The organism is Virgibacillus tibetensis, assembly GCF_036026595.1.
GTDB lineage: Bacteria > Bacillota > Bacilli > Bacillales > Amphibacillaceae > Virgibacillus_P > Virgibacillus_P tibetensis.
This window is the reverse complement of the sequence record NZ_JARZFX010000001.1, coordinates 479,734-493,182: the sequence shown is the minus strand read 5'-3', so window position 1 is coordinate 493,182 and position 13,449 is coordinate 479,734. Positions and strand designations below refer to the sequence as shown.

The 13,449-nt window shown below is 37.7% G+C and carries 24 protein-coding genes; 1 reads left to right on the top strand and 23 read right to left on the bottom strand.

The window, feature by feature from the left end; translation table 11 throughout:
* Positions 1 to 10: 10 nt before the first annotated feature.
* The 11 genes from resA to QGM71_RS02750 form a co-directional block, all read right to left on the bottom strand.
* A complete protein-coding gene (gene resA, locus QGM71_RS02800; protein ID WP_327605985.1) occupies positions 11 to 583 on the bottom strand; it encodes a thiol-disulfide oxidoreductase ResA in 573 nt (190 codons plus the stop codon).
* 53 nt (positions 584 to 636) lie between these two features.
* On the bottom strand, positions 637 to 1,377 hold the full coding sequence (locus QGM71_RS02795) for a pseudouridine synthase (RefSeq protein ID WP_327605984.1): 741 nt from the start codon (positions 1,375 to 1,377) through the stop codon (positions 637 to 639).
* A 225-nt stretch (positions 1,378 to 1,602) separates the two neighbouring features.
* Positions 1,603 to 2,199 (bottom strand): hypothetical protein, encoded by a 597-nt coding sequence (locus QGM71_RS02790; RefSeq protein WP_327605983.1) that lies wholly within the window; start codon positions 2,197 to 2,199, stop codon positions 1,603 to 1,605.
* A gap of 37 nt (positions 2,200 to 2,236) precedes the next feature.
* Positions 2,237 to 2,398 carry a hypothetical protein gene (locus tag QGM71_RS02785; protein ID WP_327605982.1) on the bottom strand — a complete coding sequence of 54 codons (162 nt, stop codon included), beginning with the start codon at positions 2,396 to 2,398 and terminating at the stop codon, positions 2,237 to 2,239.
* A 12-nt stretch (positions 2,399 to 2,410) separates the two neighbouring features.
* A complete protein-coding gene (locus tag QGM71_RS02780; protein ID WP_327605981.1) occupies positions 2,411 to 2,812 on the bottom strand; it encodes a hypothetical protein in 402 nt (133 codons plus the stop codon).
* Positions 2,809 to 3,039, bottom strand: coding sequence for a hypothetical protein (locus tag QGM71_RS02775; RefSeq protein WP_327605980.1), 231 nt, complete (start codon positions 3,037 to 3,039; stop codon positions 2,809 to 2,811). Before QGM71_RS02775 ends, QGM71_RS02780 begins: the two co-directional genes overlap by 4 nt.
* A gap of 10 nt (positions 3,040 to 3,049) precedes the next feature.
* Positions 3,050 to 3,637: a replication-relaxation family protein gene (locus tag QGM71_RS02770; protein WP_327605979.1), complete on the bottom strand. Its 588-nt coding sequence runs from the start codon at positions 3,635 to 3,637 to the stop codon at positions 3,050 to 3,052.
* Positions 3,579 to 4,802: an FtsK/SpoIIIE domain-containing protein gene (locus QGM71_RS02765; RefSeq protein ID WP_327605978.1), complete on the bottom strand. Its 1,224-nt coding sequence runs from the start codon at positions 4,800 to 4,802 to the stop codon at positions 3,579 to 3,581. Before QGM71_RS02765 ends, QGM71_RS02770 begins: the two co-directional genes overlap by 59 nt.
* Complete coding sequence (locus QGM71_RS02760) at positions 4,802 to 5,038, bottom strand: hypothetical protein (protein ID WP_327605977.1); 237 nt, start codon at positions 5,036 to 5,038, stop codon at positions 4,802 to 4,804. Before QGM71_RS02760 ends, QGM71_RS02765 begins: the two co-directional genes overlap by 1 nt.
* A 153-nt stretch (positions 5,039 to 5,191) precedes the next feature.
* The gene (locus QGM71_RS02755; protein WP_327605976.1) at positions 5,192 to 5,371 is read right to left on the bottom strand and encodes a hypothetical protein; all 180 of its coding nucleotides are present in this window, start codon (positions 5,369 to 5,371) and stop codon (positions 5,192 to 5,194) included.
* Positions 5,368 to 5,604 (bottom strand): hypothetical protein, encoded by a 237-nt coding sequence (locus tag QGM71_RS02750; protein WP_327605712.1) that lies wholly within the window; start codon positions 5,602 to 5,604, stop codon positions 5,368 to 5,370. The genes QGM71_RS02755 and QGM71_RS02750 overlap by 4 nt, the downstream gene beginning before the upstream one ends.
* Positions 5,605 to 5,733: 129 nt before the next feature.
* Between QGM71_RS02750 and QGM71_RS02745 the strand changes: the two genes are divergently transcribed.
* Positions 5,734 to 5,928 carry a helix-turn-helix transcriptional regulator gene (locus QGM71_RS02745; RefSeq protein WP_327605975.1) on the top strand — a complete coding sequence of 65 codons (195 nt, stop codon included), beginning with the start codon at positions 5,734 to 5,736 and terminating at the stop codon, positions 5,926 to 5,928.
* Between the two features lie 109 nt (positions 5,929 to 6,037).
* On the opposite strand, the gene QGM71_RS02740 is transcribed toward QGM71_RS02745, so the two are convergent.
* From QGM71_RS02740 to QGM71_RS02685, 12 genes are all read right to left on the bottom strand, one after another.
* Positions 6,038 to 7,042 (bottom strand): peptidoglycan-binding protein, encoded by a 1,005-nt coding sequence (locus tag QGM71_RS02740; RefSeq protein ID WP_327605974.1) that lies wholly within the window; start codon positions 7,040 to 7,042, stop codon positions 6,038 to 6,040.
* Entirely contained in the window at positions 7,042 to 7,290 is a 249-nt protein-coding gene (locus QGM71_RS02735) for a PTS mannose transporter subunit IID (RefSeq protein ID WP_327605973.1), read from the bottom strand. Before QGM71_RS02735 ends, QGM71_RS02740 begins: the two co-directional genes overlap by 1 nt.
* A 12-nt stretch (positions 7,291 to 7,302) precedes the next feature.
* The gene (locus QGM71_RS02730; RefSeq protein WP_327605972.1) at positions 7,303 to 7,581 is read right to left on the bottom strand and encodes a hemolysin XhlA family protein; all 279 of its coding nucleotides are present in this window, start codon (positions 7,579 to 7,581) and stop codon (positions 7,303 to 7,305) included.
* A gap of 158 nt (positions 7,582 to 7,739) precedes the next feature.
* Entirely contained in the window at positions 7,740 to 7,931 is a 192-nt protein-coding gene (locus tag QGM71_RS02725) for a hypothetical protein (RefSeq protein ID WP_327605971.1), read from the bottom strand.
* Positions 7,932 to 7,943: 12 nt separating this feature from the next.
* Entirely contained in the window at positions 7,944 to 8,678 is a 735-nt protein-coding gene (locus QGM71_RS02720) for a hypothetical protein (protein WP_327605970.1), read from the bottom strand.
* Positions 8,679 to 8,683: 5 nt separating this feature from the next.
* Complete coding sequence (locus QGM71_RS02715; protein ID WP_327605969.1) at positions 8,684 to 8,977, bottom strand: hypothetical protein; 294 nt, start codon at positions 8,975 to 8,977, stop codon at positions 8,684 to 8,686.
* Positions 8,978 to 9,125: 148 nt separating this feature from the next.
* The gene (locus tag QGM71_RS02710) at positions 9,126 to 10,316 is read right to left on the bottom strand and encodes a siphovirus ReqiPepy6 Gp37-like family protein (protein WP_327605968.1); all 1,191 of its coding nucleotides are present in this window, start codon (positions 10,314 to 10,316) and stop codon (positions 9,126 to 9,128) included.
* Positions 10,316 to 10,573, bottom strand: a complete 258-nt coding sequence (locus tag QGM71_RS02705) for a hypothetical protein (RefSeq protein WP_327605967.1) — start codon at positions 10,571 to 10,573, stop codon at positions 10,316 to 10,318. The genes QGM71_RS02710 and QGM71_RS02705 overlap by 1 nt, the downstream gene beginning before the upstream one ends.
* Before the next feature lies 1 nt (position 10,574).
* Positions 10,575 to 11,759, bottom strand: a complete 1,185-nt coding sequence (locus QGM71_RS02700) for a hypothetical protein (RefSeq protein WP_327605966.1) — start codon at positions 11,757 to 11,759, stop codon at positions 10,575 to 10,577.
* 48 nt (positions 11,760 to 11,807) lie between these two features.
* Complete coding sequence (locus QGM71_RS02695; protein WP_327605965.1) at positions 11,808 to 12,011, bottom strand: hypothetical protein; 204 nt, start codon at positions 12,009 to 12,011, stop codon at positions 11,808 to 11,810.
* Between the two features lie 14 nt (positions 12,012 to 12,025).
* A complete protein-coding gene (locus QGM71_RS02690) occupies positions 12,026 to 12,523 on the bottom strand; it encodes a hypothetical protein (protein WP_327605964.1) in 498 nt (165 codons plus the stop codon).
* A gap of 68 nt (positions 12,524 to 12,591) precedes the next feature.
* Entirely contained in the window at positions 12,592 to 13,449 is an 858-nt protein-coding gene (locus QGM71_RS02685; protein WP_327605963.1) for a phage tail family protein, read from the bottom strand.

Genomic DNA, 13,449 nt, shown 5'->3' with positions numbered 1-13,449 from the left:
ACTGCTTACATTAATTCGGTTGAATATCCTGTAAATGTCCTTCTAATCGTTCAAGTGTTAACGCGCCTTCAACAATGTCTTCAATTTCCCCTTCTGGATTAATGAAGAATGTACTTGGCATCGGTCCAACTTTATACAGATCCATTACTTGCCCTCTAGTGTCATGAGGAATGGGAAAAGTCAACTCATATTTATCAATAAACCGGTTAACAACTAACTGAGTTGCATCCAAACTAACTGCAATAATCTCTATCCCTTTTTCGTTATACTCGGGATAAAGCTTTTCCATGTAGGGCATTTCTGCTTCACATGGCTTACAGTAAGTAGCCCAAAAATTCAACATAATTCCCTTACCTTCATAGTCACTGAGCCGTACTGTTTCCAATTCGTTGTTGTTATTAATTTGCTGTAATTGAAAATCCGGTGCTTTATCTCCAACACTATAAATCGTTTTATCCTTTTGAAAGTTGGAGACAAGCGCAAAGACGACAGCGATTAATAGAACAGCCAGGGTTGCTGTTCTAAAAATTAGACGGTTTCTTTTTTTATTTCTCTTCCTTTTCTTTATCTGCTCTAAGCTCATCTATTATTCACTCCCCAAACCATTATACCACTTAACCACGTTGGTAAATTTGACTATTCTTTAACAATTGTGGCAGCCATATTTCGCATTTGCTTTATTTCGTGTGGAGTTAATGGACGATAGTTCCCGGGCTGAAGACCTTGTAATGTAAGAGTACCATATTTTTCACGCATCAATTTCATTACTGGATAGCCCAGTTGCTCCATCATTCGTCTTACATGTCTATTTTTGCCTTCACGTAATGTTATTTCAAGAATCATCGTATTCTTCTGTTTGTCTACTGACAAAACAGTATAACCTACAGCCTTTAAGTTGTCTTTGTCAGATTTCACACCTTTTTTGAGTTGTGCCAGTTCTATTTTATTTGGTATCCCTTTGATCTTAGCCACATACACTTTGTCCACACCGTACTTCGGATGCATTAAGAGATTAGCAAATTCCCCATCGTTTGTTAATAATAGAATACCTGATGTGTCATAATCCAACCTTCCAACGGGAAAAATACGTTCAGGAACTTCTCCCAGTAGATCTGTTACTACTTTTCTTCCTTTTTCATCACTAAGGCTTGAAATAACACCCCGGGGCTTATAAAGCATATAGTAGACAAGTAATTCTTTTTCTAATTGAACTCCATTTACTTCAATTTTATCATCTCTGTTAACTTTAGTACCCATTTCAGTCACAACTCTGTCATTCACCTTAACTTTCCCTTCCAATATGAGTTGTTCTGCTTTCCTTCTTGAAGTTATGCCACTTTGTGCAATAACCTTCTGTAGTCTTTCTGAGTTTGCCATAGTATCACCAAATTTTTATTTATTTTTTTCTTACATAATAATAGCGTTAACTTCATGTTAACTTAACTACTGATATAACAAGGGTTTTAATGTCCATTTGTCTATTACGTGTGTATTATGGATAACGTTTTAGAACAATTGGAATGCGTTTGATACAGTTATTAGTATAACACCTAGCGGCTTATATACAAAAAATTAAGAGCAGATATAAATCTGCTCTTTTTATTATTCGACTGGAGTTAAAGTTGTTTTTGCAGAAGTTTCTATATAGTATTCATCTACAGCAAAGAAAACATAATCTCCGCGTCCTGAACGACCGTCACCTAAAATTGTATTGACTACTAAACTACCTCCGCTATCTCGAACCACAAAGTTTGAAGATCCGCTAGCACGGTATCTACCAGGATCAATATCAGTTCCAACAAACCACTGTCCAGCATTAATTTCGATCGGCGAGCCTACAGATTCAAGGATATCACCTTGCAATTTAGCAAGTTCTTTTTCTGCGGAGCCGATATCATCATTCAATTTTGCCAGTGTTGATTCAGCAGACTTTACATCACTTTCAATTGATTCTTTATCATCAATTAGAGCAACTATCTCCTCGAAACCATCCACCTCAGAGTTGTATTTATTTTCTAAGTTTTTAAGGTCTGCTTCCTTTGAAGTTATTTTATTTTCTACATCTTTTAACTCATTCCCTGCATCTTTTATGTTTCCTTGCAGTTCCTCTAAATTCATTGCTTCCCCTTCGACTTCTGCAGTTGCTTCACTGCAACCAACTAAAAACATTAAACCTACAACCACTAATATTTTCTTCAAACTAATAACCCCCTGTACATTTTTCTATATTTTACCACTATTCAGCCGCTGGTTCAAAGTCCGATATACAACTCCTGTGAATATCAGATACATGCTGCACTGCGTTTATTAACTCCACTCTACGTGCTTCGTTTGCTTCATCGTCCAGAGCCTTCATTAAAATTTCAATTGCTTTCCATAATCTGTTTGCGTTATTCATTCTATCCCCTCCTTATTGACAGCCTTTTCGGCAATCGTCTTTTACTGATTTAGGAGCATCCATTACACCATATATAAATATTAAATATAATCCTGCATAACCTAGACCAATGATGTTGCTTGTTAATGCTGCTAAGATAACTCCTGCCATGGCTGGGGCATATGCTAGTGCTTTGTATGGGAATTTAGAAACGGGTTTATTAATCGCTGCTTGCAGTTCTTCTTCTTCATCCTCTATCACTTCTGCGTATTTGTAATCAACTAACTCAAACGGTTTGGTCTTACCTCTTAATGTGTCGGTAACCAGTACTTTGATTGTTGGCATTTCTCTATCCACCACGTATCCTTTAAACTCCTTAAAGTGATTAACGTGTACGTAGTCACCAACATGTACGCCATCAATTAACACTTTCATGGTATTACCTCCTTAATATTGTCCAGGGAAATCTTACATTCATACGACATCATTGGAACTAAAATCCAAAATTCATGATCGTACTTAGTGCGTACCTTCAAGCACCATTTATCCCAATCTAAAACTTCTAGAAAATCGAGTCTGTGAATTTTATACTGGTTACCCTGGTGGTCATAATGAATATAATCGTCATCAGATAGATTATTGATTTGTATAAAACGTCGCATAATACCCTCCTTATAATTTGATTTCATCATGCAGATACACTTCGCAAAAGATATCCATTTCCTTAGCCAACGCTTTAATTTTTGGTTTACGTGATTCTAATTTCACTACCCATATAATAGGAGGGAAGTATTTATATTGTTTTTGGAATGCTTTGGTTTCTTTTAATGATTTGTAGTTTTCCATTTTTTTAACATTGATGTTCCATTTTTGTGTATTATCGACTTCTAAAAATTTATAAGATGAGCCAGAATAAAAGTAGGCATCAGGTACAACTGTAACTGTCCTCACTTTGATCTCTTGTTCGACTTTCCATTCTGTCGGCTTAAAATAGATGTAGGCATCATTACGCATGAGTTTATGAGTAGTCTGATCTGTATACTTAAATTGACTTTTAGCGCCCACCAGGTCGATGCCTTTTTTATTTAAGTAGTAAGTGTTTTCATCCAGACGTACTGAATTAATATATGGTTTTAGGGATTTCATAATAAAATTTGTATTACGGGCGCTCTTCGTATTATGGAGGGTTTGGATTTGTGATCTAGTCAATATCTCTAATTTGGATAAGTTCGTTAGTATCTTCATCTGCCTGTTGTTCATTAGTAATATCCTTTCTCTTTGTGACGTAATGATCTTGCAGGAGTTTTTCCATTTGCTTATCATAGATACGCGGAACTTGTAACTTATGCATGGTAGCGCCGTCTTTAAACATAGCCCTGCCTGGTATCTTTTCTAAATCGGCTGCCTGTGTGTTCCCTTCTCCTAAAACAACTTCGCTAGAATAACCATTTTGCAATTTAAAGCTAATCTTTGCATCACAATTTTGTTTTATTTGCCTTGGCAGTACGTCGGCAGTAGTATATTGACTAAAGAATAACTCTCTAAATCCAAATGCTCCACCAATTCGGGCAACGTGAGACAGCATCCATTGGCATTCTTTGTGCATATCCTTTTCGTCTTTATCCATAAATGATTCAGGTACTAAGTCGCCAGCTTCATCAATGATTACAAACGTTCTTTTCTTGATTGGTGATTCGGTTACATTTGACCATCCATTATTACGATATAACAATTTCTCTACTTCTAATTTCATCATCACTTCTGTTAACAGATCGTACGTTTCCACAACATTTGTAGCGACCATCTGTACTTGTTTTAAATTTCTGTATCGGTAAAACTCCACTCCTGCTTTTAGATCAATGAGATACAACTCAACATCTTCTGGATGATTGATAATTAGTGATGTGATGATCCCCTTTACAAGATTAGTCTTACCGTATCGGGTAGTACCACCACCTACTAAGTGAGGTGTACTGTCAAAGTCATGCATGATTAATTCTTTGTATGTCTTTCCGATGGGCACTTTCCACCCTTCCAATTTTTCGTCAATATAATCCCAGGACTTCGGCAGATCGGCTTCGTAAACATTCACATGCATCATCCCCTCATCGAATTCTATTTCTACATTTTTGTGTAAGCCATCTTTGAATACACCTACATTTTCGTTGAGATATTCTAATTTTTTAAATGGCATACCCAAGGGCAACCGATACACATATTCGATTCCTATCACCTTTTCATTGACTGTTATGTTATCCTCTCTAATGAATTGTGGCTTCTTGATCTTATTTCCCTCTGTAGTTACCCATGTTTTCGTGTATTCAAATATCTTTTCTATTTTCTTTTTGTCTGGCATGTTTTTTGTTCGGATGGATGTGAGCATTGCAGACGATACCAGCAAACCTAAGCCAGTTTCAATTAACATTAAAACTCTCCTTTCGACAGCTGCTTTTTATAATCTTTTCCCCATTTCATTCTCCATGCAGGGTCTGGATCAGTGATACCAACGTCATAATCTACATTAGCCCTGCCGTTTGTCATTGATCCGATACCAAAACACATGCTGCAATTATCCGTAAATCGTTTAATGTTCCCATTTCTAACCTGAAGCACTTCCTGTACTCCGTTACCTCCGCATGTCGGACAATCATAAGATACCATTACCTATCCCCTTTCCTACTCTGTTACCTGACAGGCTACCTGACGTATTACCCGTATCAATACCCGACCAGTAATGCAGTCGGTAATTCGTTTATTGCTTACGTGGTGCGTGTGTACGTGTTGTTTTCTTATTACCTTTTGTTCGGGATGTCTTTAGGTTTTTAAGAGGAATGTTTCTAATATTACATCTATCCCCCACCACCCAACCAAAACAGCGATTAATCCTAATATGATGTACAAGACTGTTGTATTAATGGATAGTTTACCTTTGGTTTCCAGATAAGCTAACGTAACTAAAGTTGTTCCGACTATCCCAAAACCTAATACAATCACTTGTAATCATCCCATATTTGATTTGCTATCTCTTTCCATTCTCCGAAGTCCTGCATTTCGTGATCGCTTATGTGTTTGAGGATAGATGCTTTTTGTTCGTGGTTTGCATTGCTATACATATTTTTAAGCATGTGCGGTGGATGTAGATAAGGTGAGTACTCTAAATTGTCATACGCCCAATTTGATTTTCGTTTACCGCTTGTGACATCGTAAGCTGATTTAAACCAATTCATGTTATCCCTCCTTGATGTGGTTAATTAGAGTGTATGTCGGAAGGGCTTGTTTGTTTCCGATTATTTTCAGAATTATTTTTGTGAAGGATATTTATAGGTGACTGTAGAATTAGTAAGATAGGTGATGTCATGCGATTAGTAGTAGATGATCTAATAAAAAACAGTGGGTTAAAAAAATCTTACGTAGCAGAAAAAATCGGAGTAAACAGAGACACCATTACAAATTGGTGTAAGAATGAAACCATGCCTAAATTAGATAAGGCTGTGGAACTGGCAGAATTATTAGGTGTGGATGTGAATGATTTATTTGAGCATAAAAAATAACCCTCCACCAAATCAGGTAGAGGGTTTAGCTTTTTTTATAACTAGATGTTTCCGCACCACGTTAAGTGAGCTGCTATCTCACCACAAAAGTATAAGTTGTTACCAGTCTTTAATATCCTTTAGACTTTAACACAGCTTGCATTTTCTTGCGGGTATTAGGTCCATAATCCCCATCTACTTCAAACGGCAAATAAACCATTTGAAACCGCGTAATAGCATCATCAACCTTATCACCATACCAGCCATCTACTTTTCCGCACTTAAAGTATAAAGCATTTAGCGCTCGTTGGATCTGCTTAACCTCTTCATACTCGCCTCGTTTACCGTCAGGCTTCTCATAATGCTTCCATACACCACTTGGTAGAGGATATTTATAAGATGCCTGTGGTTTTTTAGGCGTATTAGGCTTAGGTGTATAACTGTTTTTCGCCTTACCCAGATTGATTGACTGCCCAACCTTTAATTTTTTAGGATCAACATTAGGATTAGCAGCTATTAAATCCTCAACCGTAATACCTTCGTCGTTATTAGCAATGCCCCAAAAAGTATCACCCTCTTGTATCTTATATTTACCGGGTACTGCAGTAGGTTTTTTAGAATCAAGAAACTTAAATGCTTCTTTGTAATTATAAACACAACAGGATTTCCAGCTATACCCTGCCATTTCATTATGACTTTTATCCTGGTTGCCAATCTTATCAGCAACCAACGCAGCTTGTAACTCGTCAATCGTTGCCTTACTGGCATCGTCTAAGTCCTCATAACGATAGTCGCCAGCAACGCAGATACCTAATGCGTACTGATTACTATTACCTACGTGATACGTACGATTATTAATATCGTTAGCATAAACAATCCTTGCTCGCTTGCCTTTTGATGTATTAACTGTATTCTGTGGTTCAATAACAAAATGATAACCGACACTAGGCCAACCCAAACCGATATGATAATTAGCAAACGCTGCAGCAATGGATCCACCTAACGCTTTTTTAGTTAGTGAGTGGTGCCATACTCGAGTAGTTATTTTTTTAGTCCTTTTTGAGTAGCTGCCTTTTTGAGGTATTGACTTCCTATGATCGACCAGCTGTGGTAAACTTTGAAATTTGTAGGACATCACTTCAACCCCTTCTTTTGCAATTCTTCTGCTTGAATCTTGGCTTTTGCAGTAATAACAAACGTGTTTTTATATACGGCATAAAGCGACCCGACTAAAATAACGCCCGATACAATAACTGCACCGAACGCATTTACACTTGCTTCTGTAAGCCATTCAAACTTAACATTCAATGTTGCCAAAAATCCCATTACAGACGTAAAAAAACCAACGATTAGTATTGATATTTCTTTTGCTTTATCTTTCAAAATTATCTCCTCCTAAAATATATTTGCTAATGCCACACCCACAACGCCTGCTATCAAAGCAGTAATGATAGCTGACACAATCGTTTTGGTTATCATACGTCTAATCCACTTTGTATCGTCTTGGATAGCTGTGAGGGTAGCTTGCAGTGTATTGATCTCTCTATCTTGCAGTTTGTCATTTAACTTAAGATCATCCACATCACTTTTAATCTTTTCATAGCTTTGCTTAAGACCATTTATATCTTGCTGTGTTTGCTCTTTCCACACGTCCATGTCTCCCAGCTCCTTCATTTTAGACCCCCTGTAAATGTGACATTCTTCGTACTATATAAACAACCGCCAAACTATAGACCCCTTGGCGGCTAGGTAGGGCCCTAATCCCTACCGCTTTCCCCTATAATAAAAAGCACCCTGTTAAGAGTGTTTTGTTACTCAACTATCGACATCCGTTAGTTGAGTAAGTCATTTTCTAATTCATACTGTTCAGCTTCTTCAAAAGTAACTATTTTTCGATAAACAAAAACTTCTTCGTTTTCAGTTATTCGTTTACCCCAAGAGTCCCATCCACTTTCAGTTATTTCTGATTCTGATTCTTTATAGATAACTGTTTTTCCTTCTTCTTTTAATTTTTCAAAGTTCATTTAGCACCCTCCTTAACCGTTGAATATCCAATAAACAATTAATTCACTATCCACTCCTTCTCCGGCGCCAAAAGTACCCGAGATGAGCAAGTCGTACCGTAAGTTTTTAAAAAGTATCGGTGTTTTGAAATACAAGTTAGTAGGTTTATCTACAAATAATTGTTCTGCATCACGATGAAAAACAATTGTGTAACTGGTAGAGGATGATATGCTTCGTGAATTTGGCATTGAATCATACTCACTGGGACTTGTGTGATTACCAAAAAGAGGTCTACCTACACTTCCTTCGTATGGGTATATTCTGATTCTATGACCTTCGCTCACCCCGAAACTACCCGTAATACCATAAACGATATGAATAAACAAACAACCTGTAGCTCCATCTGGAATTTCTAACGTATTCGCATTATTGTTGGAGTTACGTACAGTCCTTTCAATTAATGTTTCTTTTACAACTTTACTCCCAGTTAGTTGAGTATCGATCGGCTGATTTAATCTATCCAATATCTGTGCTTGTGTCTGTTTCGTATCTGCAATATCTTGCTGCATAGATTCCAACTTTGCCAAAGCTTCCTGATCAGACACATTTTGCAGTTCTGGAAAGTTCAACAAAATCATTTCTTGCAATTCATCTCGTGTGATTGGTTTCATCGTTCCATCAGGACCACCGGATTTGTCGTCGACATCAAGATATTGTGGTCCTATCTTACCGTTAAAATGCAATAAATCTACTGGTATATTTGACACTTACATCACTCCCTCACATAGATTTTTATTTTTGTTGATTCCGCACCGGGAAAGGTTTCTATCCTGCCATCCTTAAAAGTTATTTTGAACGAAGCATAAAAGGTCTGTGCTTTAGAAGTGTGTACCTCATCAAATACTACTAACAACCTACCTGTTTCGCTTTCTTTCTCCGGATAAATAGCATGTTCGCCAAATAAAAAACGGACCTCAGCATCTTTTAAATCAACTGGTCCGTTCTCATTTGATAATGTGGCTCTCCTACCAATTCCTGTATCGCCTTTAGTTAGATAAATCTCCATTACGTCACCCTCTCTTTCGGGTTGTCTACAACTTGGTAAGGGCTGACAAAAGAATGTTCTGATTCAACGTGCACAATTTCTAATTGCACTTTACTAAAGTGTTGGTCAAGCTGCACGTCACGTTTATAGTAATCAAACTCTACTTTGTTCATCGCTTCAGCAACCCTTCCATCTCATCAAATTTATTCTTTAATCTACTTATTAGTGTTGGTCTATTCTGTCCAAAGACAGCTTCCAGTTTAAATCCACTAGCTTCATGTATTTCTGTAATTTCTGTTATTCTACGGTCTACGATAAAGCCCCAGTCACGGTTCATAGTCGTTGTGATATCGCCTAAGTTGTAGTCTCTTTCATAGACAAAAGGACCCACCATTTCAATCTTTTTAGTTCTTTCGTACACAGGTTGATAGGGATTCACAAAGGTCTCAAATTCATCTTTATAAGTAGTCTTACTGACTGGTGACATAATTTCAGCTTCAAAGTATAACTCGTTCGCCATTTCATCTAGTTTTTGTTGACCACGTTCGGACAGCTCACTTGTTACCCCAATGTCACGTACATCTATAAATGATTCGTAACGATCATACCCTGTCGTTTCACCTAGTACAATTACCTCTCGTTCTACGCCTTCCCCTTGTCCGCCTACATAGCCAACGTTTCGCATGTTTAAGTCTGAATCAGCAAAAGACTGCGTCTTGACATTTCCAAACTCTGGACTAAAGTAAACGGGACTGTTTGTGTTTTGATTAACACTTAAGTCCAAACCCTCATGTACATCAAATACAAATTGCTTATTAACGGTATCAAGCGTTATGTCCCAACCTAAACCACTTGCTAGGCTTATTTCGGTTAGTTCATCGGACACTTCTTTAAATCGTGATTGCCAGCTAATAGCCTTTCCCCTGTTTTGGTTGGGCGCTATAACTAAATTAGGAATAGCCCGATTGCCATTAGCAGGGGTAACTAAATGATTATCAATAAAATGCTTCATAACTGTTTCTGCATCGCCACTTTTACTATCATAAGCATTAGTAGAGGGAGGTACAGTCAATCGTTGTTGCGCCAATCCTTTTAATGCCCATCCTTTAAATAGCCAGTTTTCTGTAGCTTTCCCGTTTTGATCAAGTTGAATTTCACGATGTTTAACAATGCCCACTTTATTTTTAGCAAGAGCGACCAGACAATTTTTAGTTATCTGATCTGCTCCGTTTGCTTCACGGTGTATGACTAATTCGAACGATCCTACACCATGCCAGGACTTTGTAAATATCATGCTTACATAGTCTGTTGTATCTCCTAATGGTTCAAATTCTTTGGATAGTATTTTAATCGTTTGCATTATCTGTACCACTTAATCAAGGTTACATGAAGCACTCCGTCAATTCGCTTTGGGTAACCTGCAATCGGAAAGCTTGGCGGGGGGTCTTCTGCCATCTCTTCGCTTTCAGGTGGTACGTAATTACTTAAATCATGTTCAATGGTTTCTAATTCATCTCCATCCATTGTGGTTATTTGCACCCTTATAATCTCATTTTCGAGATCATTATCATAAACAGTGTTTTGATAAGAAAATTGTGGTGTAAAGTCAATTACCATTCTACCGCCACCTACCTTTAGCCAATAAATACGCTTTAACATTTACATCATCCGTGCCACCGGCAGACATAATGGATTGGATACCGCTTATAGAACTCGTTGTTATGGAACGATTAAGAACGCTGTTCGCTCTACTTTGCGGATTAACATGGTCAATTTCTCCTGTCCCGAAAAATGTTGGTGGTTCTGAAAAGTTAACTGGAAAAGACCACGTATAGGCATCTGTACGGTATGGGCTGGAATATGATCCCGTTCCGTTGCTTATTCTTGAACCTAAATTAACAGCTAATCTGCATTCTTGTTCTCCATTAGAATAACGAACATAATCGCCATTACTGTTTTTACCTTTCTCCACCACTAACACAACTTCTTGCCATCTGCCCCACATTTCCAATCCACCAACTAGTGAGTTTACCGCCCTTGTGAATTTACCGTATATACGATATTCATAACCTGATAAATAGTTATAATCAAATATCGTTATTTCCTGAATACCCGTGTTACCTCTATTGCTGATAGTCACGACATAGGCACGTAAATTACTAATACTGCGCCCAAAGTCACTCGGGTTAATCCCTAAAGAATCAAACCATGCTTGTGTAATGTCTTGATTGTCGTTTCCGCTTAAATAGAAACGTGAAATGCCATCCGGGTATTGAGTAGGCATTATATCAGGTGTTTTTACGTCAGTTTGTATTTGTTCAGCCCTATTCGATGGATTGCCAACTCTACCACATACATCCACATTGCCTCGTTCATCTGTAAGCTGATAGGGTTCTATAAAGCTTTTGCCTGCTTCAACTAACACCTGCGCCAAACTGATCTCATAAACAGCTTGATCTCGTATTAATACCGGCGGTGTTGGTATTTCTTCTGCCACACCAGTACGAACTAATGCGGTCATTTGTTGCTCTGCATCTGGTGTACGGTCTAGCCTTACTACGATACGATCTATGCGGTCATAGGTTGAATTGGCTGTATTGTGCTGTAATTGTAAATCTGTTGTATTGCGGTACTCGTAACCTTCAATAAATGCCGATCCTTCTTTTATAGTAACGCCCATCGAGTTGTTGGATTCTACTTCTAAACCCATAAAAAAGCCAGTGGATAAAAAGTTTGTAAAAAACTCTGCGAAATCATGTGCCCCATATTCGGGTTCGTTAAAAAACCTGCTTACTTGTGCCATTTAACCACTCCTTTCATAATAAAAAGCACCTCATTTTGAGATGCCCTTCTATTCCATATCTTCATTTTCTGAATAAACGTTGAGATCTAAATTTATATCCCCTGCTTTATAGTGATAAGAAAACCCATTTTTGTCTCTCACATCAACTATTACCGCTCTTGTAAAATAATTATCAGAGCAAACTTCTACTCCATATTTTATCTCTAGATCCCTTAACTCTTGGGCAAATTTAGTTAATTCGTCTTTCCTCAATAACATACACCCCTTTAGTGAAACTTTTGATTCTCCACATTCAAAAAGGTCAAAACCTGACTAAAAGTTTGTATTACTTCCTTACCTTCTAAATGTTTAATGTAATTTTGTTTTTGATTTGGGTATGTTCCATTTAACACTTCACCTGCAACAACCCATCTAACAGTTATCTTGAAATTCACAGGAAACCGAACCGGAAATTTCAATCCTCCTTCTTTCTGGTGGATTTGAAAAAAACCCATGTTATGTTTCATCATATTGTAAGCATGACGCATTCCGTTTAGAAGCATTCCATTTTTGTTTTTATTTCTTCTGTCAATGTAGTCTTCCATCCCGTGTTCTAGATGCCACTCATCTGTTGTCATTATCCATAAAAGTAATTCTCCTGTAGCTGCGTAAATTTCATGATCGTTATTAGTATTTATTCCTTCTTTTAACCTTTTGTACGCAGTTCGAGAAGAATACTGATTAAACTTTAACCTCATTTTATGTTCATATTTTAAATCCGACATTCTAAACTTCCTTTCGACTTTGATAATATACTATCAATTCGACAATAATTTAGAATGTCCTCTATTCACTAGATTCCCACATACTGTTTTCTGTAGCTGATATTAACGACTGCTTGACCGCCACTTGCTAATGCATTGTAGTCGATGGTATTCACTCCTACATCCAAGAAGAATAAGGTTGAATCCCATATGTCGATGTAATGCCAAGCGTTCTTTATAACTCCATTGCCACGATCTATAACAACCATACGATCACGACCATAAGCTGTGTTAATGATAAGTTTATCTCCTTCAAATAACTCACGATCCACACGGATAAACTCTCCTGTTGTCCGGTTGGTGATAATCGGTTGTGTGGCAGGACCATTAAATTCTATTTCAATCGGGCAAGGTACGTCACCATCGTTGTAAAGCGTAACTTCTGATCCTCGTTCCCCAAATTTAACAGGAAAACTAAACGGGAATGTAAACTTAGGTACAAACGCTGCTAATGGCTCGGTTATCTGGTCGATGGATTGCCAGTATGGGTTAGGGCACTTCCAGGTGATCAAAAATGGTTGAAAAGGATTCCGACGACGTTCGAAGAATGTAACCCCGCTATCCAACGTGGCTCCAATTTGTTTTATGTCACCATCGAGTTCCAGTGTAATAATGCCCATGCCTAATTTAGGGTTACATACGCGAGATATAGTTCTTCTGTATTCGCGTATTCGTTCAAAATCCGTTACTGTTATCGATCCCTCTAAATCTATAAATCTAGGTTGTAATCTAGTATCGATATACGTATCACCATCTTGGTTTGGAGACCTCTGACTTTGTAAGTCTGCCCCCACTTCTCCAATACCACTTAGGGACTCGATAACTAAAGGTGATAGATAGAATACGATACTCTCACCTCTTGCGTTTTCAAATGTTAATCTTCGCAA

Excerpts from the sequence above, each read along its gene's own strand:
- QGM71_RS02745 (WP_327605975.1), top strand. The coding sequence starts at position 5,734 with ATGCGATTAGTAGTAGATGATCTAATAAAAAACAGTGGGTTAAAAAAA.
- resA (WP_327605985.1), bottom strand. The coding sequence starts at position 583 with ATGAGCTTAGAGCAGATAAAGAAAAGGAAGAGAAATAAAAAAAGAAAC.
- QGM71_RS02700 (WP_327605966.1), bottom strand. The coding sequence starts at position 11,759 with ATGGCACAAGTAAGCAGGTTTTTTAACGAACCCGAATATGGGGCACAT.
- QGM71_RS02795 (WP_327605984.1), bottom strand. The coding sequence starts at position 1,377 with ATGGCAAACTCAGAAAGACTACAGAAGGTTATTGCACAAAGTGGCATA.
- QGM71_RS02760 (WP_327605977.1), bottom strand. The coding sequence starts at position 5,038 with ATGGTATCTTATGATTGTCCGACATGCGGAGGTAACGGAGTACAGGAA.
- QGM71_RS02740 (WP_327605974.1), bottom strand. The coding sequence starts at position 7,042 with ATGTCCTACAAATTTCAAAGTTTACCACAGCTGGTCGATCATAGGAAG.
- QGM71_RS02785 (WP_327605982.1), bottom strand. The coding sequence starts at position 2,398 with ATGAATAACGCAAACAGATTATGGAAAGCAATTGAAATTTTAATGAAG.
- QGM71_RS02750 (WP_327605712.1), bottom strand. The coding sequence starts at position 5,604 with ATGAATTGGTTTAAATCAGCTTACGATGTCACAAGCGGTAAACGAAAA.
- QGM71_RS02690 (WP_327605964.1), bottom strand. The coding sequence starts at position 12,523 with ATGTCGGATTTAAAATATGAACATAAAATGAGGTTAAAGTTTAATCAG.
- QGM71_RS02780 (WP_327605981.1), bottom strand. The coding sequence starts at position 2,812 with ATGAAAGTGTTAATTGATGGCGTACATGTTGGTGACTACGTACACGTT.
- QGM71_RS02775 (WP_327605980.1), bottom strand. The coding sequence starts at position 3,039 with ATGCGACGTTTTATACAAATCAATAATCTATCTGATGACGATTATATT.
- QGM71_RS02725 (WP_327605971.1), bottom strand. The coding sequence starts at position 7,931 with ATGAACTTTGAAAAATTAAAAGAAGAAGGAAAAACAGTTATCTATAAA.
- QGM71_RS02715 (WP_327605969.1), bottom strand. The coding sequence starts at position 8,977 with ATGGAGATTTATCTAACTAAAGGCGATACAGGAATTGGTAGGAGAGCC.
- QGM71_RS02730 (WP_327605972.1), bottom strand. The coding sequence starts at position 7,581 with ATGAAGGAGCTGGGAGACATGGACGTGTGGAAAGAGCAAACACAGCAA.
- QGM71_RS02705 (WP_327605967.1), bottom strand. The coding sequence starts at position 10,573 with ATGGTAATTGACTTTACACCACAATTTTCTTATCAAAACACTGTTTAT.
- QGM71_RS02770 (WP_327605979.1), bottom strand. The coding sequence starts at position 3,637 with ATGAACAACAGGCAGATGAAGATACTAACGAACTTATCCAAATTAGAG.
- QGM71_RS02710 (WP_327605968.1), bottom strand. The coding sequence starts at position 10,316 with ATGCAAACGATTAAAATACTATCCAAAGAATTTGAACCATTAGGAGAT.
- QGM71_RS02765 (WP_327605978.1), bottom strand. The coding sequence starts at position 4,802 with ATGTTAATTGAAACTGGCTTAGGTTTGCTGGTATCGTCTGCAATGCTC.